Raw genomic sequence first — 22265 nt, forward strand, 5'->3', positions numbered from 1 at the left:
GACGTGTGCGGCTCCGCGGCGTGGGCGCGTACGTCCCTACGGCTTGCGCCCCACCACCAGCCGCAACCCCAGCGCCGCGTCCTCCCACGCCGTGCGCACCTGACCGAGCCCGGCCTCCCGTAGCGACTTCTCCGCCGCCGTGTCGGACGCCAACGCGCCGCCCACGAGGGCGAGTTCGAGGCGTGCCGCCGCTGCGCCCTGCGGGCGCTTGGGCAGGAGGGGGCAGGGGGCCACGAGCCAGCCGCCAGGCAGCAGCGCCGCCACGGCGTCCGTCACCGCCGCGCGCAGTCCTTCGGGCGTGAGGCCGCCTGCGGGGAGCCAGGCCAGGGCCAAGCGGTCGTCCGGCGTGAAGCGTGCGCGGTCCCCGGATCGCACCTCGATCCGGTCGGAGAGCTCCCGCTCCTGGGCCAGGTCGCCGGTACGGCCCACCGGGGGCACCACCACCTGCTCCGGCTCCAGCGCGAGCACCGGCACGGACGGGATGTGCCGGGCGAGTCGCGCGGCCGTGCGGCCGCCGTCGGCGGCCGCGCAACCCACCCGCGTGTCGGGCGCGTCCAACGTCCAGGGCAGTCCTTCGAGTTGCCCGAGGAGACCGTCGACGAGCGCGTCCGCGAGGACCGCCGCCTCCCCGCCGCAGCCCGGCACCATCGTGCGCCCCAACCCCCGCGTCCCGGCGCGCAGTCGGGCACCCGCGATCACGGTGCGACGCAACCGCGCCGCGAACGCCGCCGCGCGCGGACCGCCGATGAGGACGCGTTCGAGGCCGGGTTCGACGCGGTGGCGCCCGGCGTCGTCCCCGTGCACCAGCGAGGCGTCGGTCAGGACGCGCAGGAGTCCGTCGGTCAGCTCCTCGGAGAGGCCGTCGGCCGCCTCCTTGGCCGTCGAGGGCCGTACGAGACGGTTCAGGAGCCCGCTCTCCTGCGCGACCGCGCACGCCACGAGCGCCCACGCCCGGTCCGCCAGCTCCGCGAGCCGCCCCTCGAACAGGCCCGCGGGCCCCGGCGGCAGTGCCTGCGGTGCCTGCCCGGACCGCACGGCGGCGAGCAGCGCGTGGGCGCGGTCGAGCAGCTCCGTCACCGCGTCGAGCCGGGCGGGAGCGATGTCGCCGTCCAGGCCCGAGGCCGTGGTCAGCCGCCCCACCGCGTCGGCGAAGGCGCCGGGCGCGGCGTGCCGCCGCTCGACGGCGTGCAGCGCCCACCAGGCGTCCGCGCACCGGGCGACCGACCGCTCGGCGGCGTCCTCGCGGGCCTGGCCGCCCTCCAGGCCGACGATCGCCCGCTGCCCGAGCTGGATGAGGAGCGTCTCCTGGGAGCCCTGCCCGGAGACGAGACCGAGGATGTCGCGCATGAACCGCTCCCAGGGGAACGCGGACATGTACGCCTCGCCGCCCTGGAGCCCCATCACGAGCCTGCCCACGCGCAGCGCGCACTCCGCCGCCTGGTGCTTGGCGACGGTCGCGAACTCGTCGAAGTGCGGGTCGCGGCAGGGGGACCGGGTGCCGTCGAGGGCCCGGTGGATGCCCGCGCGTGCGCTCTGGAGGAGCATGCGCATCTCGCCGACCGTGCGCTCCACGTTGGTGTAGTCGAGCACGGGACGCCCGCCGCGCCTGCGCGAGGTGAGCGACCGCACGCAGGCGTCGACGACCCCGTCCAGGGCGCCGAGCACCCCGCAGGCGCTCATGGTGCGGCGGATGCGGGCGTAGGTGTTGAGCTCGCTGAGCGCGTCGGCGCGCCACACCAGGCGCCACGCGGGCAGCCGCACGTCGTGCAGGACGACCTGGCCGAGCCCCATGGTGTGCAGCCCCATGGTGTCCATGTGCACGGCGCTCACCCCCGGATCGTCCTTCTCCACGGCGAAGGCGAGCATGTCGTTGGACGCCTCGTCGCGCAGGAACAGGACGAACAGGTCGGCGAACCGGGCCCCGGCGAGGAACCGCTTGGCGCCGTTGACCACCCAGGTGTCGCCCTCCAGGCGCGCCGTGGACCGGTAGTCGTACGGATCCCGGTTCTCATAGGCGCCCTGCACCCCGAAGCGCCGCCCGGACAGCAGGTCCGGGACGTAGGCGTCGACGAGTTCGGGACTCCCGCTGGAGAGGATCAGCTCGGTGATCTCGACGGTGATGTCGAGCAGGACGGCGAACCCCGGATCGCGCGAGAGGCGGGCGATCTCCTCGACCACCACGCCCCAGGCGAGCTTGTCGCGGCCGTCGCCGCCCGCCTCGACGGGCAGCGAGAAGCGCAGCAGACCGAGGTCGCCCGCCTGCTCGAAGAGTCGCTTGTCGAGTGCCCTGCGCTCGTGGTTCAGGAAGTACGAGCCCGGATTGACGTGGTCCAGGACGAAGCCCCCGAACCGGTGCCGCGCCTCCAGCCTGATCCGCTCCACCTCGTCGTCGAGCGTGGCGTGGGCCAGGTCCCCGCGGTTCATGACGTCGACGGCGTGCGCCCGGGGCGTCATGCCGCGGCCCCGGGCGCGGCGGCCGGATCCGCGTCGGCGCCCAGGGCGCGCACCAGGTCGTCGAGCGTCTCGTCGCCGAGGAACCTGTCGAGGGCGACGGTGGCCCCGGTGCGCTCCTCGACCTCCACGGAGAGCTGGGCCGCGGTGAGCGAGTCGATGCCGAGTTCGCCGAGCGGCCGGTCGGTCGGGAGCGCTTCGTCGATGCCGAGCAGCTCGCCGATCAGCCGCGAGAGCCAGGCTCCCGCGGACTCGGCGGTGCCGTGCGCGTGGTCGGTGGTGGTGATGGCGTACTCCCTGAGGTCGGTCGGATCAGCCGCGGTGCTGCGGCGCGAGCCGCAGGGGCACGAGCGAGAACGCCCGGTCCTCGTCGTCCAGTCGGGCGAGCGCGCGCACCAGCAGGTCATCGGCTTCGGGGTCGGGCGCGACCGGAAGGCCGAGGCGCGCCAGGAGGCGGCGCAGCGCGACCGAGAGCCAGGTCCGCTCGCTCGCCGGCGTGCCGAGGGCGCCGCCGCGCCGCAGCCAGGTGTGCAGACAGCAGGCGGCCGCGTGCACCAGGCAGTGCGTACGGGCCGCGTCGTACGCGTCGGTGGTGCGCCGCGTGCCGAGCGCGCGGAACGCCGCCCGGTTCTCGTCGCGGACCTTCACCAACATGCGTACGAGAGGGCCGAGTTCGGCGTCGTCGGTGAGCGTGTCGGCGGCCTCGTCGAGCCCGTCGACCACCTCGTCCGCGCCGCCGAAGGTCAGCGCGGGCCGCAGCGCGCGCGGCGCCGGTGACGCCACCGGCTGGCCGAACCCGAAGAGCAGGTCGAGCGGGAGCGGTGCGGCCTGCCCGCGCCGTCGCGCGGCCGCCGCCAACTGGGCGCGCACCGTGTCGAGTTGCACCAGTTCGGTGCCCTCGAAGACCGGTGTGATGGACACGTCGCGCAGCAGCTTCTGGAAGGCCCCGCCCGCCACGCCCTCGCGCAGGTGGGCCCGCGCGCTGAGCACGTCGCCGCAGGCGCGCACGGTGTCCACGCAGAGACCGGGCACCACGTACTTGGCGACGGCCGACCACAGCGCCATCCGCTGCCGCGCCACGTCCAGTCCGCGCGCCGCGGCGAGCTGTACGCACTCGGCGATCAGCAGATCGGCGAAGCCGCCCGCGAGGAGCGAGCGCACCGGGGGCAGCGCCAGCGCGGGCTGCCCGTACAGGACGCGCTCGCGGGCGTGCCGCAGCGCGATGCGCAGCGCCGTGTCGGCCGCGCCGAGGCTGCTCGCGCCGACCAGGGTCCTGGTGAACTGGAGCATGCCGGAGACCATTTCGATGCCGCGTCCGGGACGCCCGAGCACGGCGTCGGCGCCGACCCGGCAGCCGTCGAGGACGAAGCCGCTCAGGTCGTGCCCGCGCAGACCGTGCGTGGGGACCTTCGGCAGCCGCCGCACGCCGTTGCCGCCGATGGCCTCGAAGTCGAGCAGGAACAGGCCGTACGACGGGTCCGACGCGGCGAGCACGGTGGCGAAGGCGGACCTGCCGCCGTTGCCGACCAGCCACTTCCGGCCGTTGAGCACATGGCCGTCGCCGTCGGGGACCGCTCGCGTGGCGGTGGCGAGCAGATCGCTGCCCGCCGCCTCCTCGCTGATGCCCGCCGTGCCCCAGGCCCTGCTGAGCACCAACTCCGCGACGCGGGCCCGCTGTTCGTCGTCGCCCCAGATCCACACCGGTGTCGCGGCCAGCAGCGTCGAGCCGAGCCCCACGGAGACCGCGAGGTCACGGCGCGACACGACGCGTGCCACGGCCGCGAAGGACTCGAACGAGGCGAGGCCACCGCCCTCGGAGACGGGCACCAGATGCCGGTGCAGACCGGCCGCCCAGGCCGCCTCGTAGGCGGCGGTGGGTTCGCTCTCGCTCTCGTCCGCGCGCACGCCCCCGGCCAGCGACATGCCGGTCCCTGGGTCGAACGGGCAGCCGAGCGCGCGCTCAAGACGCGCCGCGCCCTCGAAGGCGGGCGGCGTCCCGACGGCCTCTTCGGTTCCGACGGCGGTCATATCCGCTCCACCACGAGTGCGCAGGGACCGCCGTCGTCGTCGGCGAGCCGGATCTCGTGGACGAAGGCGAGCTCGTCGCCGTGCCGGTACGCCGTGCTGTGGACGTCGAGCAGGTCCCACAGCTGGCCCGTGCGCAGCCAGGTCACATCGACCCGTCGGACGCCGTCGGCGAGGGCGCGGCGCAGCTCGGGCACGGAACGGCCGTGCCGCAGCACGAGTTCCTCCCTGGCGCCCGCGGCGAACCCCAGGGTCTCGGCCCAGTACCACTGGTCGGCGACCTCGCAGTGGTGGCGGTGCACGCGCTGGGACGTGGTGCCCGAGGCGAGCGGCTCCCCGTCCCGCTCGAACCGGCCGCGCAGCGCCCGCACGGCCGAGCGGTGCGGCGAGCGCTCGACCTCGTCGTCCTTGAAGGCGGTCACCAGCGCGTCGGGCAGCGTCGCGGGCGCCCCGGAGAGCGCCTGGTCGCCGCCGAGCCGCAGCGGCACCGACGCGCCTCGGGTGCGCACCGCGACACCGGCGGGACCGGAGAGCGTCATCTCCACCTCCAGTTGCGAGGAGGCGGGGCCGCGCAGCCTGGCCCGTACGTCCACCAGTGCCGCGTCGGCGTCGAGGAAGCCGAGCGGCGCGTCGTACTCCACCTGCCACGACCAGAGCACGAATCCGACCTGGTGCTCGGTCAGCAGGGCGCGGTGGCTGCACACGTGGTCGCGCAGCCAGCGGGCGCCCGCCTGGAAGGCGAGCCTGCCGACGGCGGTGGTCTGGAGCTGCGTCGGGGTGAACTGGCCCGCGTCGAGCACGGTCTCGTAGGTCGAGGTGCGGGGCATCTGCTAGCCCCCGGAGATCGCGGTGACGATGTCGACCCGGTCGTCCTCGGTGGCCTCGCGGTCGAGCTCGCCCTGGGTGAGCCGCTCGCCGTTGAGGGCGATGAGGTGGGTGGGGCGTACGGTGCCGTCCCGGTCGAGCAGCACCTCGCGCAGCCGCGGGTAGCGCTCGGTGAGGCCGGTGAGACCCGCGCGCACGGTGCCGCCGCCGATCTCGATCTCGTTCTCGTAGTCGGTGAAGCGGAGCAGGACGCCCCTGACCTTGACGATCATCGCCTGGCCCTTTCGTCGGTGCTTGCGAGTTCCGCCAGCTCGCCGGTGAGGTAGTGCCGACGGGCCAGCCAGCGCTGGACCTTTCCGCTGGAGGTCTTGGGGATGGTCCTCGGCCGCACCAGGACGACGGCGCCCGGCCGGATGTTCAGCTCCCTCGACACGGCCCTGCGGATGCCGTCGATGGCCTCGGCGTACCGCTCCTCGTCGGCGACGTCGGCCTCGTACACCACGACGAGCCGCTCGCCGCCGCCCGCCGCGCCCTCGACCGCGAACACGGCGCCGCAGTTGCGCCGGATGCCGGGGACCGTGGCCTCGCAGACCCGCTCGACGTCGACCGGATGGAGATTGCGGCCGTTGATGACGACGAGGTCCTTGAGCCGTCCCGCGACGAAGAGTTCGTCGTCCAGGACGAATCCGAGGTCGCCGGTGCGCAGGTAGGCACCTTCGCCGGTCGCGGTGCGCGCGCCGAACGTCTCCGCGGTCTCCTCGGGGCGCCGCCAGTACCCGTCGGTGACGCTCGGCGAGTCGACCCAGATCTCGCCGACGGCCCCGTCGGCGAGGGGCTCGCGGGTGGCCGGATCGGCGATCAGGAGGCGGGTGTCGGGCCCCGGCCTGCCGCAGCTCACCAGCGACCTCGACGGCTGCCCCGGCCGAGCGGGCCGCGCCGTGCCGTGTGCCTCGAGAGCCTCGCGGTCCACGGTGATCGTCTGCCAGCCGCCCAGCGGCTTGCCGCCCGTCACGTACAGCGTCGCCTCGGCAAGGCCGTAACAGGGCAGGAACGAGGCGGCGCGGAACCCGGCGGGCCCGAAGCGCGCCGCGAACCGCTCCATCGTCTCGGCCCGCACGGGCTCCGCGCCGGTGAAGGCGAGTTCGACCCCGGACAGGTCGAGGGCGTCGACCTCGGCGTCCGTCGCGCGGCGCACGCACAGGTCGTACGCGAAGTTCGGCGCGCCGATGATCGTCGCGCGGTACCGGGAGACCATGCGGAGCCAGGACAGCGGGCGGCGCAGGAACGTCACCGGTGACATGAGGGTCACCGGGATGCCGGTCGCGAGCGGCGTGAGGATGCCGCCGACCAGGCCCATGTCGTGGTACGGCGGCAGCCACAGGCCGCCCGAACTGCCGGGGTGGATCCCGAAGCCGCGCGCGATCTCCTCGCAGTTGGCCCGCAGCCTGGCCTGGTCGAGCACGACGCCGCGCGGCAGCGCCGTCGAACCCGAGGTGTACTGGAGCAGCGCGGGCACACCGGGCCGGGGCGCGGGCGGTGGCTCCGTGCCGGTGCCCGTCTCCGGAGCGTCGAGCGTGTCGGTGGCGATCAGGCGCGGGGCCCGGCCGCCGAAGGTCCCGGCGAGCCAGTCCGCCATGAGCGGCGCGATGTCCGACGTGGTCAGGACGGTGCTCGACCCGGCGTCCTCGATGATGGCGGCGAGCCGGGGCAGGGTGCGCGCGAGCCGGGTGGGGTCCGGCGGGAACGCGGGCACCGCGGGGACGCCCGCGTAGAAGCAGCCGAACAGGGCGGCGAGGTAGTCGGGTCCCGGCGCGAACAGGAGCAGCACGGGGTCGGGGCGCCCGTCGGTGGCCGCGAGGACCCCCGCCGCGACGGCGCGCGCCCGGGCGTCGAGCGCGGCGTGGGTGAGTTCCTCGGTGGACTCGTCCTCGTGGACGAACCGGTGGGCGACGACGTCGGGGGCGTGGCGCGCCCGCTCGTGCAACAGCCGCGCGAAGCCGAGCCCTTCGAGACCGTCGGGATCACGGACAGCTGACACGGGGAGCCTGTTCCACGGGGAGGGTGTCCCACTTGCCCGGCCTGCCCTGCCACTGGTCGCCGTCGGGCAGCGGCTCGACGCGGGTGGTGGCCAGGGGGAGTTCGGTGGCGAGCCGGGCGTTCCACTCGAGCGCGGGCGCGAGTTCGGGCGGCAGCTCGTCCTCGGGGTAGATCGCGTCGGTCGGGCACGCCTCGACGCAGTTGCCGCAGTCGATGCACTCCTCGGGGTCGATCACCAGGAACGTGCCCGCCTCCCGGAAACAGGCGACGGGGCAGTAGGTGATGCACTCCGCGAACTTGCAGTGGACGCACTGCTCGGTGACCACGTGTGTCACGCGCTCTCCTCCTGAACTCCGGTTCCTGCACGACCTGGTGCCGAGTCCGCCGCGGCGAGGAGCTCGCCGTGCGCGTCCACGAACCGGTGGCCCGCCTCGAGGCCGAGCTCGTACGCCTTGACGAGCCCGTCCGCCGTCGCCGACGCGTAGTCGACGCCGAGGTTCTTGAGGTCGTCCTCCGGCTTGATCACCAGGACGCGGGCCTGCCCGACGACGGAGCCGTCCACGATCTCCTCGGACGCGTACAGGTCGCGGAAGAGCGGGAAGGGGTCGGAGCCGATCGCGATGAGCACGTCCACGCCCTTGGCGGCGACCTCGCGGGCCGGACACGAGCAGGTGTAGGAGGCGTCGACGTACGCCTCGCCGTCGATCTCGGCGGGCACCGCCCAGGCGTGCAGCATGCGCGTCGAGGCGTAGGAGACGGCGTCGTAGTTCTCCGGGGTCAGCCGCGGCTCGGCGCTCCCGGGCTCGGCGCGCGAGGAGAAAACGACGGTGGCGAGGTTCTCCTCGACCCAACTCCGGTCCCCGGTGAAGACGTTGCGCAGCAGGTCCCTGCCCAGCGCCTTCGCGCCGGAGCCCTGGGTGATCTCGGCGGCGGCCGGATTGGTGACCTTGCCGGTGGCCAGCAGGAACTCGGGGGCGTCCGCCGTGAAGAGCCCCTCGCGCAGGACGGGTCCGTACTCCTGGATGCTGTCCAGGACGACGGTGCTCATGCCCTTCTCCGCGGCGGCCGCGGTGGCCTTCAGCCAGTAGTCCACGCCGGTGCGCCGGGCCCTGCCGACCGCGGCGAGGCCGCCGGACAGGACGGAGGACGAGGCGGTGCCGTAGACGTCGGCGCGCAGCCCGCGTTCCTCGAACGCGGACAGGACGCCGTGCCCGTAGACCCCTTTGAGCATCCCCGACGCGACGGCGATGCCTATGCGCTCCGTGGCGCCTGCGTCAGTCATTGCGTCCCTTCCCTGGCTGGTCGGTGGTGTCGGCGAACTGCTCGGTGCGGCCGGACAGGAGAGTGGCGTCGATCAGGCCGTCCAGGTCGTCCTTGAACGACTGGTTCGGGCCCGGGGGACGGTCTGCCGTCGCGCCCGGATCCGCGTCGGCGGAGCGCTGGGTCGCGGAGTGCTGCGTCGCGAAGTGCGGGTGCGTCATGGCGTCCTCCAAGCAGGGGAGAGCTGACGTCGGGAACGTTAGCACGACCGTCCGTTCACTTTTCTGGTCGATGCGGGGAATCAATATGAGCGAACGGTCGTGCTAACATCTCGGCATTCCTGATCATCTGGATGGAGGGCGTGGGATGAATCCCGCTACAGCAGCCGCACACGCTGCCCCGAGCGACCAGGGCGAGGAGATGTTCGACCTCTTCCGCCGCCCTCAGGGCCGCAGCAGGGCCAGGCCCGACGAGCGGGCGGTCATCGACAGCGCGCGGACCTCGGAGCTGACGGTCAACGGCAAGTCGGCCGTCGTCTACCGCTGGGGCGACGGCGAACGGCCGGTGCTCCTGGTGCACGGCTGGGAATCGCGCGCCTCGCGCTACGCCAAGACCATCGCCCGGCTCACCGAACTCGGCTACAGCCCGGTCGCGTTCGACGCGCCGGGGCACGGCGAGGCCACCGGCGACAGCACGACCATGATCGAGTACCGCGACATCATCGTCGAACTCCACCGCGCACACGGGGACTTCGAGGCCGTCGTGGGCCACTCCTTCGGGGTGACCGCGACCTACTTCGCCCTCCAGCACGGGGTGCGCACGGGCCGCATCGTGGCGATCAGCCCGGTCCCCGACTTCGCCTACCTCGTCGACAGCTTCTGCACGGCGGCGCGGCTCTCCGCGGAGGTCAACGAGGAGCTGCGCGGGCGCATCGAGCGGGAGGTGTACCCGGGCGAGGCGGACATGTGGACGCGCTTCTCCGTCTTCCACGGCACCGCGGGAGCGCACATACCGCTCCTGGTCATCCACGACGAGAACGACGGTTCGGTCGACCCCGGCCAGGGGGTGCGTCTGGCCGAGTTCTTCGGGGCGCGCCTGGTCACCACGCGGCGATTCGGGCACCTGCGCATTCTGGGCGCCCCCCAGGTCGTCGAGGAAATAACGGAGTTCGTCACGGCCGGCGCCACCGAGCCCGGCAGGAAGACCGAGGTGGTGGCGGGATGAGCGGGATACTCGCGGGCAAGCGCGTGCTGGTGACCGGGGTGCTCATGGAGTCCTCGATCGCCTTCCACGCGGCACGGCTCGCCCAGGAGCAGGGCGCCGAAGTGGTCCTCACCGGCTACGGCAGGCTCAGCCTGGTCGAACGCATCGCCAAGCGGCTGCCGCGCCCCGCGCCCCTGATCGAGCTCGACGTGCGGGACAAGGGGCATCTCGACAGCCTCGCGGACCGGGTCAGGGAGAGCGTCGGCGGCGACGCGCGCCTGGACGGCGTCGTGCACTCCATCGCCTTCGCGCCGCAGGACGCGCTCGGCGGCAACTTCCTGGAGACCGGCTGGGATTCGGTGGCGACCGCCGTCGAGGTCTCCGCGTACTCCCTCAAGTCCCTGGCCATGGCCTGTCTGCCGCTCATGGAGGAGCGGGGCGGCGCCGTGGTGGGCCTGGACTTCGACGCGAGCACTGCCTGGCCTGCGTACGACTGGATGGGCGTGGCCAAGGCCGCCCTGGAGTCCACCTCGCGCTATGTCGCACGGGACCTCGGGCCGCGCGGCATCCGCTGCAACCTCGTCGCGGCGGGTCCGATCAAGACGATGGCCGCCAAGTCCATCCCCGGCTTCGAGACGTTCCGCGAGGTGTGGCGCACCCGCGCCCCCATCGGCTGGGACCTGTCCGACCCCGAGCCCGCGGCCCGCGCGGTGGTCGCGCTGCTCTCGGACTGGTTCCCCCGCACCACGGGCGAGATCGTGCACGTCGACGGCGGTGTGCACGCCATCGGGGCCTGACCCCGCGCCGCGGGGCCCCCGGCCCCGCCCATGAACGCGCCGTGCGAGGGCCCGTCACCCCCGGGCGGACCCTCGCACGGCGCCTACGCGCCCGCCGGTCCCTCGACGGACGCGGGCAGCAGCGACGGGTCGGTGGCCACGCCGCGCAGCCGGGTCAGGATGGCCGTGGCCGCCTTGTCGTAGCTGGTGAACTCGGAGTGCAGGACGGACTCGGCGTTCGCCATCTCCATGAACGCGATCAGCTCGAAGACGAGCTGCGGGATGTCGACGTCCGCGACGATCTCCTCCGTCTGCTGCGCCTCCCAGACGGTCTGCTCCAGATGCGTGGTCCAGTTGGTGCGGGCCGCGGCGAGGGTGTCGTGCACCTGGCCGGTGCGGGCGTCGTACTCGGCCGACGTGGAGTAGAAGAAGCAGCCGCCGGGGAAGACGCGCTCGCGCGAGTAGGTGAGCCAGCTGGTGCACACGCACCACAACCGGTTGATGCCCGGCGGGAGTTCGCGGGCGGGCTGGACCACGTGCTGCAGATAGACCTTGATCGCCGCGCGCACCGTGGCGAGCTGGAGGTCCTCCTTGGAGCCGAACAGGGCGAACACGCCGCTCTTGCTGAGCTTGAGTTCGCCCGCGAGGCGGCCGAGGGAGAGGCCCTCCAGACCTTCGACCGATGCGACCTGCATGGCGCGTTTGAGGACCAGCTGACGTGTCTGGTTCCCGCGGGCGACCCGTCCGTCGATGTGTGTCGCTGCCATGGTGGTGCCTACCTATCTCCTGGGCCAGGTGCTCGCGGTGCCCGATAGACGACCAGTGTACCGATTATGTGGACGATCGTGCGGTCAGTGTGTGAGGATGCAGTAACTGAACGACCGTGCGTGCAGTGAGTTGTCGCGGGTCACGGTGAGTCCATCTCAGTGACGGGGGCCCCATGTTCCGCTCGATGGTCGATGTCCTCGCGTCCCAGGCGGCGGCGCACCCGGCCAGGACCGCGTTCCGGTTCCTGGCCACCGGGGACGTGGACGACGCCGGAGCGGGCGTGGCGGACGTGTCGTACGCGGCTCTCGACCGCCGGTCACGGGCCATCGGTGCGGCGCTGCACGAGCGCGGTCTCGCCGGGGCCCGCGCGATCCTGCTCCATCCGCCGGGGCTCGAATTCATCGCCGCCTATCTGGGCTGCCTCGCGGCCGCGACCGTCGCGGTGCCGGGACTCCCGCCGCAGGGGCGCGTCCTCAAGGCCCGCGCGGTCTCCCGGATCCGGCGCATGATCGCCGACGCGGACGCCCGGGTGATCCTCGCGACCAAGCCGGTCATCGCCGCGCTCGACGCGATCTCCGAGCACCTCCCCGAACTGGACGAGATCACCTGCGTCGCCACCGAGGACATCCCCGACGAGGCCGGGGGATCCTGGCGCGCGAGCGACCTCACCGCCGACTCGATCGCCTTCCTCCAGTACACCTCGGGGTCCACCTCGGCGCCGCGCGGAGTGATGGTCACCCACGGCAACCTGATGGACAATCAGGTGGTCCTGTCCCGGGGGATGGGCCACACGCCCGAGATCGTCGAGGAGTACGGCGGAGAGCTCTACGTCAGCTGGCTGCCCCTCTACCACGACCTCGGACTCATCGCCCCGGTCCTCAACAACCTCTACCTGGGCGGCACGTCGACCCTCTTCTCGCCGCTGCACTTCCTGCAGAAGCCCGAGCGCTGGCTGACCGCGCTCTCCCGGTACCGGCCGCACACCAGCGGAGGACCCAACTTCGCGTACGAACTCTGTCTGCGCGACGCCACCCCCGAACTGCTCGGCCGACTCGACCTGAGCCGCTGGCGGGTGGCGCTCAACGCGGCCGAGCCACTGCGGGCGGGCACGCTGCGCCGGTTCGCCGAGACCTTCGCCCCCGCCGGGTTCAGGCCCGGCGCCCTGCACCCGGGCTACGGGCTCGCCGAGGCCACGCTCATGGTGAGCGGAGGCCCCGTGGGGCAGGAGCCGAGGACGGCCCCCGCGGGCGACGGGGCGGCGGCGGACGGGGAGTGGGTGAGCTGCGGCCCGCCCGGCGCCGGACTCACCGTCGTGATCGCCGACGCCGCGCGGCGCGCGGAGTGCCCCGAGGGCGAGGTGGGCGAGGTCTGGGTGGCCGGCGCGAGCGTCACCCAGGGCTACTGGCGCAACGCGCGGGCGACCCGCGAGGTCTTCGGCGCGTCGCTCGCGGACGGCAGAGGCGGCTTCCTGCGCACGGGCGACCTGGGGTTCATGCGGGACGGCGAGCTGTATGTCACCGGGCGGCAGAAGGACCTCCTGGTGATCGACGGAAGGAACCACTACCCGCAGGACATCGAACTGACCGTGGAGAGTGCGCATCCGGCGGTGCGGGCGGGGTGTGTGGCGGCGTTCTCGGTGGCGGACGAGGGAGACGCCACGGCGGGGGAGCGGCCGGTGGTCGTCGCCGAGGTGGCCGCGGCGGACGCCTCGGCCGTCGGGGCGGGGTGGCACGGCGAGGCCGAGGCGGCGATCCGCGGCGCGATCGGCCGCGCCCACGGCCTGGCGCTCGCGGCGGTCGTCCTGATCGAGCCGGGCACCGTCCCCAAGACGTCCAGCGGCAAGATCCAGCGGGCGGCCGCGCGTGCGGCGTACCTGGGAGGGACGCTCGCGGCCGTCGGCCCGTAGGGAACGAGGCCCGGCAGGGCGCGAGGAAGACAGCAGACACCCGTGACCGAGCCCGCGGAGACGTTGCCCCGATGACTGGCAAGCACCTGAAGAAGCCCGGCGACTCCTCGGCCGCCGCGATCCGGGAGTGGCTGGTGGACGCCGTCGCCCGTACCGCCGGAATCGACCCCGAGCAGGTCACGACCGACCGCCCGCTCGCCGAACTCGGTCTGGGATCGCGTGACTTGGTGGCACTGGGCGGGCGCCTGTCCGACCTGCTGGGCAGGCCGCTCGCGCCGACGCTGGCGTACGACCACCCGACGATCGGGGAGTTGGCGGACGCGGTGACCTCGGGCGGTGCCACGGCGCCCGCGCCCGCTCCGGAGGCCGTCAGGGCGGCCGTCGCCGCCGACGACGTGGCGATCGTCTCGATGGCCTGCCGCTTCCCCGGCGCCGACGACCCCGGGGAGCTGTGGCGGCTGCTCGCCGACGGCGTGGACGCGGTGTCCGACGTCCCCGCGGGCCGCTGGGACGCGGCGGCGCTGTACGACGCGGACCCGGAGGCCAGGGGCAGGGCGTACTCGCTGCGCGGTGGATTCCTCGACGGCATCGACCGCTTCGACGCCGCGTTCTTCGGGATCTCGCCGCAGGAGGCCGCCGCGATGGACCCCCAGCAGCGGCTGCTCCTGCAGACCGCGTGGGAGGCGATCGAGCGGGCGGGAATGCTTCCCGACGCGCTCCGGGGCAGTGCCACCGGGGTGTACGTCGGCCTCTTCGACAGCGGCTACCTGGGCGCCGCCGCGCTGGACCAGTTGGACGGGTACGTCGCCACGGGCACGTCGGCGAGTGTGGCCTCCGGGCGGATCGCGTACTCCCTGGACCTGCGGGGACCCGCCGTGACCGTCGACACGGCGTGTTCCTCCTCGCTGGTCGCCCTGCACCTGGCGGCCCAGGCGGTGCGCGAGGGCACGTGTGACCTCGCGCTCGCGGGCGGCGCGACGCTGCTCCTGAGCCCGCGCACACATGTGGAGTTCAGCAGGCTGCGCGGCATGTCGAGGTCGGGGCGGTGCGGCCCGTTCTCCGCGGGGGCGGACGGCGCGGTGTGGGGCGAGGGCTGCGGTCTCGTCCTGCTCAAGCGGCTGAGCGACGCGCGGCGCGACGGTGACCGGGTGCTCGCGGTCGTCAAGGGTTCCGCCGTCAACCAGGACGGCCGCAGCCAAGGGCTGAGCGCGCCGAGCGGCCCGGCGCAGGAGCGCGTGGTGCGGGCGGCCCTCGACGCGGCGGGCCTGCGCCCCGGCGACCTCGACTACGTGGAGGCGCACGGCACCGGCACGACGCTGGGCGACCCCGTCGAAGGCGGGGCGCTTGCCCGGGTGTTCGGCCCCGACCGGCCGGTCGACCGGCCCCTCGCGGTGGGCTCGCTGAAGTCGAACATCGGCCACACGCAGGCCGCCGCGGGCATCGGCGGCGTCATCAAGACGGTCCTCGCCCTGCGCCACGAACTCCTGCCCGCGTCCCTGCACGCCGAGCACCCGACCGACCGGATCGACTGGGCGGGCGGCGGCCTGCAACTGTGCGACGAGCCCCGCCCCTGGCCACGCGGCCCGCGCACGCGCCGCGCGGGGGTGAGCGCGTTCGGGGTCAGCGGGACGAATGCGCATGTGGTGGTGGAGGAGGCGCCGGGGGCGTTGCCTGAGGGGCCGGAGGTGTGCCTTGAGGTGGCGGGGGTGTCGCCCGAGGCGCCGGAGGTGTGCCTTGAGGGTCCGGAGGTGTGCCTTGAGGGGGCGGGGGTGTCGCCTGAGGGTGCGGGGGTGTGCCTTGAGGTGGCGGGGGCGTCGCCCGAGGTGCCGGGGGTGTCGCCTGAGGTGCCGGAGGTGTTCCCTGAGGGGCCCGAGGTGTCCTCTGAGGGGTCGGGTGATTCGGCCGTTCCGGGTGTCTCCACCCTCTTCCCCCTCTCCGCCCGCACCCCCGAAGCCCTGCGCGGTCAGGCCCGGCGGCTGAGCCGCGCCCTGGAGGCCGAGCCCCGGGTGTCGCTCGCCGCCGTCGCCCGGACGCTCGCGCATCGGCGTACCCCCTTCGAGCGGCGGGCCGTCGTCGTGGCCAGGGACCGTGCGGAGCTGCTGCACGGGCTGGACGCCCTGGCCACGGGGCGGTCCGCCCCCGAGATCGTTATCGGGCCCGAACAGGTGCGGCCGCAGGGCAAGTTGGCCTTCGTGTTCCCCGGGCAGGGGACCCAGTGGGCCGGGATGGCGCGGGACCTGCTGGATCGTTCCCCGCTGTTCGGGGACGAGATCGACCGCTGTGACGCGGCCCTGCGCCCGCACACCGGCTGGTCCGTCGGCGCCGTGCTGCGCGGTGAAGGCGGTGCGCCCCCGCTGGAGCGGGTCGACGTCGTCCAACCGGCGCTGTTCGCCGTCATGGTGGCGCTCGCCGCCGTGTGGCGCTCGCGCGGCGTGCGTCCGGAGGGCGTGGTCGGGCACAGCCAGGGCGAGGTCGCGGCCGCCTGCGTCTCCGGCGCGCTCGGACTCAACGACGCCGCCGCCGTGGTCGCGTTCCGGGCCCGCGCCCTGCGCGCCGTCGCGGGGAGCGGTGCGATGGCGATGGTGGCGCTGGGGCGCGAAGAGGTCGAGGAACGGCTCGCCGCGCACGGCGGACGGCTCTCCGTCGCCGCTCTCAACAGCCGTACGGCCACCGTGGTGTCGGGCGATCCCGAGCCGCTCGACGCGCTCCTGGCGGACCTGGAACGCGAGCGCGTCTTCGTACGCAGGATGGGCATCGACTACGCCTCGCACAGCGCTCAGGTCGAGCCGGTGCGGGAGACCATGCTGACGGATCTGGCGGGGATCACGGCGTACCCCTCCTCGGTCGCCTGGTACTCGACGGTGACCGGGGAACCGGTCGCCGAGGAGCTGGAGTCCGAGTACTGGTTCCGGAACCTGCGCGAGCCCGTACGCTACGCCGACACCGTCGAGCGGATGGCGGCCGACGGCTACCGGTACTTCGTCGAACTCGGCCCGCACCCCGCCCTGTTGACGGCGACCCGCGCTGTCGGCGAGGAGGCGGGGTACGACCTGGTGGCCGTTGGCTCCCTGCGGCGCGACGAGGACGGACCCACCTGCCTGGACCGGGCCGCGGCCGAACTGCACACCGTGGGACGGCAGATCACCTGGCGACGCCTCGTGCCCGACGGCGACGCGGCGGAGCTGCCGACCTACGCGTGGGACGCGCGGCGCCACTGGACCGACGCGGCCGACGCGGCGGGCCGGGGCGGAACGCCGTTCGTGGCCACGCACATCGAATCCAGCGACGAACCGGACCAGCACCTCTTCGAGGCGCGCCTCGACCTCGGCGACAGCAGGTACTCCTATCTCGCCGACCACCGGATCACGGGGGAGGCGTGGCTGCCCGCGGCCGCTTTCGTGGAGATGGCGCTCGAAGCGGTGGCCGAGGCGCGGGCGGCGGCGTCCGGTGACGCTTCGGTCGCGGGCCAGCGCGGTGGGCACGATGGTGGGCCCATCGAGCTCGCCGACGTCCGGTTCGAGCGGCCGCTCCCGCTCGCGGCGGACGCTTCCGTACGGCTTCAGATGGTCCTGCGGCCCCCCGACGCGGACGGCACACGCGAGTTCGGCATCTCCGCGAGGACGACGCGCACGCCGTGGCAGCGTCACGTCACGGGGCGAGTCCACACGGGAGAGACCACGGAGGCCGAGTACGCGGCGGACGCCGAGGGCACCGAACCCGTCGACCTCCCCGAGCTCTACGCCGCCCTCGCCGCACTCGGCATCGACTACGGTCCCGCGTTCCGCGGCCTGGAGCAGGCGTCGCGCGGTGCGTCGCGGTCGTCAGGGCGCCTGCGGAAGACCCCGCGCGCGGGGCACCTGCTGCACCCGGCCCTGCTCGACGCCGCCTTCCACACCGCCGCGCTCCCGAAGGACGCGCCCTCGGGACGGGCGTTCGTACCGGCGGGGATCGGGCGCCTGCGGTTCACGGGCCTGCGCACCGACCCGGCCCGCGTCACGTGCGTACTGCGCGGCACTGCCGGGGACCGGGACCGGCACCGGGACGGATACTCGCTCGACCTGCGGTTGCTGGACGACCAGGAACGCCTCGTCCTCGCCGTCGAAGGGCTCGAACTGGCCGCGCTGTCCCCCCAGGGCGGCACCCTCTTCGAGGTGTGCTGGCAGCCGCGACCGCCCGCCGAGGAGCGGCGGGCGGCAGGGACCGGCGGCAGCTGGCTGATCCTCGCCGACGACTCCGGTGTCGGGGACGAGATCGCCCGACGGCTGGGGTCGACACCCCACGTGGTCGTACGCAAGGGCGAGAAGTACGCCGCCGAGGGCCCTGGACGCTTCACGATCGACCACGGGGATCCGGCTCACCTGGAACGCCTGCTCGACGAGGCGTCGGCGTTCGCCGCGGGCCCGCCGGACCGGGTGGTGCAGCTGTTCGGCCTGGACGCTCCCGTGCTCGTGTCCCCGGCGCGGGCCGAGACGGTCGCGGAGGCCGCCGCGCTGTGCTGCGTCAGCTCGCTGAACCTCGTGCGGGCACTCTCCGGCAGGACTGGCGGCGGCGCGCCCCGGCTCTACCTGGTCGGCCGTGGCAGCCAGGCCGTCGTCGACAGCACGGACGTCACCCACCCGCAGCAGGCGCTCGCCTGGGGCTTCGGCGCCTCGGTGGCCCAGGAACACCCGGAACTCGCCCTCACCCTCATCGACCTGCCGCCCGCCGGGGAAGCGGAGGCGCTGTGGGCCGAGCTGTGCGGGGCGGACGACGAACGAATGGTCGCGCTGCGCCCCACCGGCCGGTTCGTCCCGCGTCTCGTGCGGGCCGACGCTCCCGGAGGGGGAGTCACGGGTGGGGGCGGACCTGGTGCGGAGGTGCCCGGACGCGTCCGTCCCGACGGCGGCTACCTGATCACCGGGGGACTCGGCGGCCTCGGCAGGGTCGTCGCCGAACGCCTCGTACGCAACGGCGCCCGCCACCTCGCCCTCCTGGCCCGCCGCGCGCCCGACGCGGACGCGGCCCGCTGGATCGCCGGGCTGCGCGACGGCGGCGTCGCCGTGCACGTCGTACAGGCCGACGTCACCGACCGCGAAGCGCTGCGCGCCGCGCTCGACGCCCTGCGCGGCGAGCTGCCCCCGATCACGGGAATCGTGCACGCCGCGGGCGTCCTCGACGACGCGACGCTGCCGAACCTGACGCCCGAACGCGTCGCGCGGGTCCTCGCGCCCAAGGTGCTCGGCACGGTCCTGCTCACCGAGTTGGTGCCCGAGGCGGAGTCGCTGGTGCTCTTCTCCTCGGCCGCGGGCCTGCTCGGCTCTGCGGGTCAGAGTCCGTACGGCGCGGCGAACGCGTTCATGGACGCGTGGGCGCACCACCTCGCCCGCACGGGGCGGCGCGCGCTCAGTCTCGACTGGGGCGTGTGGGCGGACGTCGGCCTGGTCGCGGGCTCCGCGGCGCGGACCGCCGCGACCGGCCGTTCGGGCCTTCTCGCCCTCTCGCCCGAGGAGGGCGGCGACCTCTTCGAACGGGCGCTGGCCGCGGGCCATCGTCAGCTCGTGCCGCTCGCCCTCGATTGGGAGGCGTTCGCGCGCGACCCGGACCAGGCGCGGTCACGGCCGCTCCTGCACGGCCTCGTCCCGGTCCCGACGGACGCGCCCGGCGCCGACGGCCTCGCCGCCCGGGTGCTCGCCGCCGCGACGGAGGAGGAGCGGACCGCCCTGCTCGAAGCGCACGTACGACGGCGGATCGCCGATGTCACCGGCGGTGAGGCGGGCGGCCTCACGCCGACGACCGGGCTGAAGGAACTCGGGCTCGACTCCCTGATGACGGTCAGGCTGCGCAACCTCCTCGGCCGCGACCTGGGCGTCGAACTGTCGGCGTCTGCGGTCTTCGCGGCGGACGACGTCGGGGCGCTTGCGCGGGAGCTGCGCACCACGTTGGAGAGTGGGGGCGGGGGAGGGGTGCCAGTCTCGGCCCGTATAGGTACGGGTACGGGTACTGGCTCCGGCGACACCGTGGTGCCCGATGCCGATGCCGATGCCGATGCCGATGCCGATGTTGATGTCGAACTGCGCCCCGCCACCCGCGACGTGCTGCGCCTGCTCCGCGCGGCGCAGCACGGCACACCCAGCGCGGCGCACTCCCTCGGCCTGGCGCTCCGGCTCACCGAGCCGACCACCCGGGAACGGCTGACGGACATCCTCACGCGGCTCGCGGGACGGCATGCCGCGTTGCGCACCGGCGTCGTCAACGGCCCCGACAACGAGCGCCGGTTGAGTACGGAACGGGCTCCGGAGGCACCGCTGCTGCGGTGGTCCGACCTCGACGACACCCGCGACGGCGGCGACGCCCACGAGGGTGAGGGCGAGGACGCCCCCGGCCCGCGACTCGCCGCGCTCCTGGAACCGCCCTTCGACCTGGCGACCGCACCGCTCTGGCGGTTCGAGCTGCTCGACCGGGGAGACGCGGGGCAGACCCTGCTCTTCGGCGCCCACCACAGCGTGAGCGACCTGCAGTCGCTGCTCCTGGTGGCGGCCGAGATCGATGCCGAACTCGTCGGCACGTGGCTCGGCGACGAGGTGTCCGACCGAGACATCGACCTGCTCGGCCTGGCCCAGCCCGCGAAGCCGTCGGGCGGCCAGGGCCCGGGTGACGACTCTGCCGCCCGGCGCGCGGAGTTCGACGGCAGTCGGCGCCTCGATCTGACACTGACTCAAGAACGGCCTGCCGCACGGTCGTTTCGGGCAGGAAGCCTGACCCTTGAGCTGCCCGACGGGCTCATGGAGCGCGTCGCGGAGCGGGCGCGGCAGCTCGCGATCACCCCGGCCGCCTTCTGCCTCGGTGTGCTCACGGTGCACCTCGCCAGACTGCGGCAGCGGGACCGCTTCGTGCTTGCGGTCCCGGTGGACACCCGTATCCACGTCGACGCGTTCGACGCGGTCGGCTTCTTCGGGGTGCCGGTGCCGTTCCCCGCGCAGGCGGCACCGGGCGAGCGCGTCGACGAGGTGCTGCGCCGCACCGACGGGAGGCTCGCGCGGATCCTGGCGAAGGGCGCCATGTTCTCCGACTCCCTCGCGGCGCTCGCCGCCCAGGGGCTGCACCGGGAGAACGCGCCACTGGTCGAGGTCTACTTCAACTACGTACGCTCCGCCGCGAAGTTCGAGCGGCTGGAAGTCCTCCCCGCGGGGACCGGGTACTCCGATCTCGACCTCATGATCATCATGATGCCGGACGCCGGTCTGGTGCGCTTCGACCACAACGCCGACATCATGGACGGGACGGCTTGCGCCGAACTGGCCGCCGGATTCCTGCAGTTGCTCGCGACGGCAGCGGACGATCCGACCGCCCCCGCCCGGCCGGGCCCGTCGCCGGTCACCGCACCCGGCACGCTCGCACTCGCCGCCACCTTCGCGCTCGGCAACCTCCCGCTGCTGTGCGAGGCGGCCCTCGCGGAGGAGGTGGCGGACGGCCCGGCCGCGAGCGTGACCGTCGCCGAGGCGCCCTACCACCACGTACTGGCCGCCCTGAAGGACCCCTCCGGTGTCTTCGGCCGGCCTTCGACGGCGCCCGGCGTCGTCCTGCTCCGGGCGGCCGATCTGGAGCGGTTCGGCCCTGTGACGGACGAGCTGCGCACCGAACTCGGCGCGGAACTCGCCGCAACCCTCAGCCAGTTGCCCGGTCGGGCCGGTCGTCCGGTCATCGTCGGATTCCTGCCCGCCGCGCGCCACGACGTACGGCACGAGCGCTGGGAGCGGGACGTGGCCGAGCGGCTGACCGGCGTGCCGGGCATCGCCGTGCTGCGCGCCGACGACTGGACCCGGCACCACGAGGTCGGTGAGTGGTTCGACGAGAGGACCGAGGAGCTGGCGCACCTGCCCTTCACCCCGGAGTTCCAGGCGGCCGTGGCCCTCACCCTGGCCGAGGTCGTGCGCGCGGCGGGACGCACACCGCCGAAGGTGATCGCGGTCGACGGCGACGAGACGCTGTGGGGCGGCATCGCGGGTGAACACGGCCCGGACCGCGTGGACGTGGGCGGGGCGAGGGAGCTGCTGGCCCGGCGGCTGCTCCAGTGGCGGGCGGCGGGCACTCTGCTCGTTCTCGTCAGCAACAACGACGAGGAGACCGTACGCGCGGTCCTCGCGCGCCCCGACAGCGTGCTGCGCGCGGAGCACTTCAGCGTGATCTCCGCCGAGTGGGGCCGCAAGGCCGACCGGATCGCGGCGGCGGCAGGGGCGTTGGGGCTCGGGCTCGACAGTTTCCTCTTCCTCGACGACAACCCCGTCGAGATCGCCGCCGTGCGCTCCGCGCTGCCCGATGTCCTCTCCGTGACCTGCCCGCCCGTCGACGAACTCGACGCGTTCCTGCGCCGGTTGTGGCCGCTGGTCCCGGTGGCGGCCACCGCGGAGGACTCCCTGCGGGCGGACTTCTACCGGCAGGAGAAGGACCGTGACGCGGCCCGCGAAGCGGCAGGGTTCGAGGAGTTCCTCGACGGCCTCGAACTCGACGTCACGGTGCGGCCGCTGACCGACGAGGACTCCGAGCGCGCCGCCCAACTCGTACGCCGCACCAACCAGTTCACGCTGCGCGCGCGATCCGCCGACGGCGGTGACCTGGAGCGGTGGCGGCAGCGGGGTGAGGTGTGGACGGCGTCGGCCCGCGACCGCTTCGGCGACTACGGCCAGATCGGTCTGCTCGCGGTCCGCGCGGAGGGCGGCCGACTCGACGTACTGGCCTGGACGCTCAGTTGCCGGGCCCTCGGCCGAGGAGTGGAGGAGCGGCTGCTCCAGTGGCTGGCGGGCCGGGCCGAGGAACTGGGCTGCGCGACGGTACGGCTGACGGCGGAGCGCACCCCGCGCAACGCACCGGTGCGACGCCTTGTCGCCGCGCTCGGCGGCTCCCCGGACGCGCCGGACGACCCGGACGCCCCGCACCTTGAGGTCGAGACGACCCCGGAGCTTCTGCGCGCCTTCCGGTCCTGGAGGCGCACGCCATGAGAGGCGCAGGCACAGGCACAGGCACTTCGAGGAGAGGCA

General features: G+C 73.9%; 14 protein-coding genes. 4 read left to right on the forward strand and 10 right to left on the reverse strand.

Annotation, left to right across the window (positions count from 1 at the left end):
• Positions 1 to 36 precede the first annotated feature (36 nt).
• Genes KY5_RS34170 through KY5_RS34210 form a run of 9 tightly spaced genes read right to left on the reverse strand, consistent with a single transcriptional unit; the run spans position 37 to position 8819 of the window.
• Positions 37 to 2454: an acyl-CoA dehydrogenase family protein gene (locus KY5_RS34170; protein WP_098245822.1), complete on the reverse strand. Its 2418-nt coding sequence runs from the start codon at positions 2452 to 2454 to the stop codon at positions 37 to 39.
• Entirely contained in the window at positions 2451 to 2858 is a 408-nt protein-coding gene (locus KY5_RS34175) for an acyl carrier protein (RefSeq protein WP_098245823.1), read from the reverse strand. Before KY5_RS34175 ends, KY5_RS34170 begins: the two co-directional genes overlap by 4 nt.
• A complete protein-coding gene (locus KY5_RS34180; protein ID WP_098245824.1) occupies positions 2764 to 4479 on the reverse strand; it encodes an acyl-CoA dehydrogenase in 1716 nt (571 codons plus the stop codon). The genes KY5_RS34175 and KY5_RS34180 overlap by 95 nt, the downstream gene beginning before the upstream one ends.
• On the reverse strand, positions 4476 to 5303 hold the full coding sequence (locus KY5_RS34185) for an acyl-CoA thioesterase (RefSeq protein ID WP_098245825.1): 828 nt from the start codon (positions 5301 to 5303) through the stop codon (positions 4476 to 4478). Before KY5_RS34185 ends, KY5_RS34180 begins: the two co-directional genes overlap by 4 nt.
• A 3-nt stretch (positions 5304 to 5306) precedes the next feature.
• Positions 5307 to 5573, reverse strand: a complete 267-nt coding sequence (locus KY5_RS34190) for a MoaD/ThiS family protein (RefSeq protein ID WP_055544209.1) — start codon at positions 5571 to 5573, stop codon at positions 5307 to 5309.
• Complete coding sequence (locus tag KY5_RS34195) at positions 5570 to 7339, reverse strand: fatty acyl-AMP ligase (RefSeq protein WP_098245826.1); 1770 nt, start codon at positions 7337 to 7339, stop codon at positions 5570 to 5572. The genes KY5_RS34190 and KY5_RS34195 overlap by 4 nt, the downstream gene beginning before the upstream one ends.
• Positions 7323 to 7673 carry a 4Fe-4S dicluster domain-containing protein gene (locus KY5_RS34200; RefSeq protein WP_098245827.1) on the reverse strand — a complete coding sequence of 117 codons (351 nt, stop codon included), beginning with the start codon at positions 7671 to 7673 and terminating at the stop codon, positions 7323 to 7325. Before KY5_RS34200 ends, KY5_RS34195 begins: the two co-directional genes overlap by 17 nt.
• The gene (locus KY5_RS34205; RefSeq protein ID WP_098245828.1) at positions 7670 to 8620 is read right to left on the reverse strand and encodes a hypothetical protein; all 951 of its coding nucleotides are present in this window, start codon (positions 8618 to 8620) and stop codon (positions 7670 to 7672) included. Before KY5_RS34205 ends, KY5_RS34200 begins: the two co-directional genes overlap by 4 nt.
• Positions 8613 to 8819 (reverse strand): hypothetical protein, encoded by a 207-nt coding sequence (locus KY5_RS34210; RefSeq protein WP_098245829.1) that lies wholly within the window; start codon positions 8817 to 8819, stop codon positions 8613 to 8615. Before KY5_RS34210 ends, KY5_RS34205 begins: the two co-directional genes overlap by 8 nt.
• A gap of 145 nt (positions 8820 to 8964) precedes the next feature.
• Between KY5_RS34210 and KY5_RS34215 the strand changes: the two genes are divergently transcribed.
• Positions 8965 to 9822 (forward strand): alpha/beta fold hydrolase, encoded by an 858-nt coding sequence (locus KY5_RS34215; protein WP_098245830.1) that lies wholly within the window; start codon positions 8965 to 8967, stop codon positions 9820 to 9822.
• Positions 9819 to 10598: an enoyl-ACP reductase FabI gene (gene fabI / locus KY5_RS34220; protein ID WP_098245831.1), complete on the forward strand. Its 780-nt coding sequence runs from the start codon at positions 9819 to 9821 to the stop codon at positions 10596 to 10598. The genes KY5_RS34215 and fabI overlap by 4 nt, the downstream gene beginning before the upstream one ends.
• A gap of 83 nt (positions 10599 to 10681) precedes the next feature.
• On the opposite strand, the gene KY5_RS34225 is transcribed toward fabI, so the two are convergent.
• Positions 10682 to 11344, reverse strand: coding sequence for a TetR/AcrR family transcriptional regulator (locus KY5_RS34225; protein WP_098245832.1), 663 nt, complete (start codon positions 11342 to 11344; stop codon positions 10682 to 10684).
• A gap of 173 nt (positions 11345 to 11517) precedes the next feature.
• On the opposite strand from KY5_RS34225, the gene KY5_RS34230 reads away from it, so the two are divergent.
• Together KY5_RS34230 and KY5_RS34235 are read left to right on the forward strand one after the other, a co-directional pair.
• On the forward strand, positions 11518 to 13251 hold the full coding sequence (locus KY5_RS34230) for a fatty acyl-AMP ligase (RefSeq protein WP_098245833.1): 1734 nt from the start codon (positions 11518 to 11520) through the stop codon (positions 13249 to 13251).
• Between the two features lie 71 nt (positions 13252 to 13322).
• Positions 13323 to 22226 carry a type I polyketide synthase gene (locus tag KY5_RS34235; protein WP_098245834.1) on the forward strand — a complete coding sequence of 2968 codons (8904 nt, stop codon included), beginning with the start codon at positions 13323 to 13325 and terminating at the stop codon, positions 22224 to 22226.
• Positions 22227 to 22265: the final 39 nt, after the last annotated feature.

Origin of the sequence: Streptomyces formicae (assembly GCF_002556545.1) — a bacterium.
Lineage (GTDB): Bacteria > Actinomycetota > Actinomycetes > Streptomycetales > Streptomycetaceae > Streptomyces > Streptomyces formicae_A.

Bases quoted from the DNA above. Each gene is read 5' to 3' on its own strand.
- KY5_RS34170 (WP_098245822.1), bottom strand. From the start codon at position 2,454: ATGACGCCCCGGGCGCACGCCGTCGACGTCATGAACCGCGGGGACCTG.
- KY5_RS34175 (WP_098245823.1), bottom strand. From the start codon at position 2,858: ATGACCTGCTGGTGCGCGCGCTCGCCCGACTGGACGACGAGGACCGGG.
- KY5_RS34180 (WP_098245824.1), bottom strand. From the start codon at position 4,479: ATGACCGCCGTCGGAACCGAAGAGGCCGTCGGGACGCCGCCCGCCTTC.
- KY5_RS34185 (WP_098245825.1), bottom strand. From the start codon at position 5,303: ATGCCCCGCACCTCGACCTACGAGACCGTGCTCGACGCGGGCCAGTTC.
- KY5_RS34190 (WP_055544209.1), bottom strand. From the start codon at position 5,573: ATGATCGTCAAGGTCAGGGGCGTCCTGCTCCGCTTCACCGACTACGAG.
- KY5_RS34205 (WP_098245828.1), bottom strand. From the start codon at position 8,620: ATGACTGACGCAGGCGCCACGGAGCGCATAGGCATCGCCGTCGCGTCG.
- KY5_RS34210 (WP_098245829.1), bottom strand. From the start codon at position 8,819: ATGACGCACCCGCACTTCGCGACGCAGCACTCCGCGACCCAGCGCTCC.
- KY5_RS34215 (WP_098245830.1), top strand. From the start codon at position 8,965: ATGAATCCCGCTACAGCAGCCGCACACGCTGCCCCGAGCGACCAGGGC.
- fabI (WP_098245831.1), top strand. From the start codon at position 9,819: ATGAGCGGGATACTCGCGGGCAAGCGCGTGCTGGTGACCGGGGTGCTC.
- KY5_RS34225 (WP_098245832.1), bottom strand. From the start codon at position 11,344: ATGGCAGCGACACACATCGACGGACGGGTCGCCCGCGGGAACCAGACA.
- KY5_RS34230 (WP_098245833.1), top strand. From the start codon at position 11,518: ATGTTCCGCTCGATGGTCGATGTCCTCGCGTCCCAGGCGGCGGCGCAC.
- KY5_RS34235 (WP_098245834.1), top strand. From the start codon at position 13,323: ATGACTGGCAAGCACCTGAAGAAGCCCGGCGACTCCTCGGCCGCCGCG.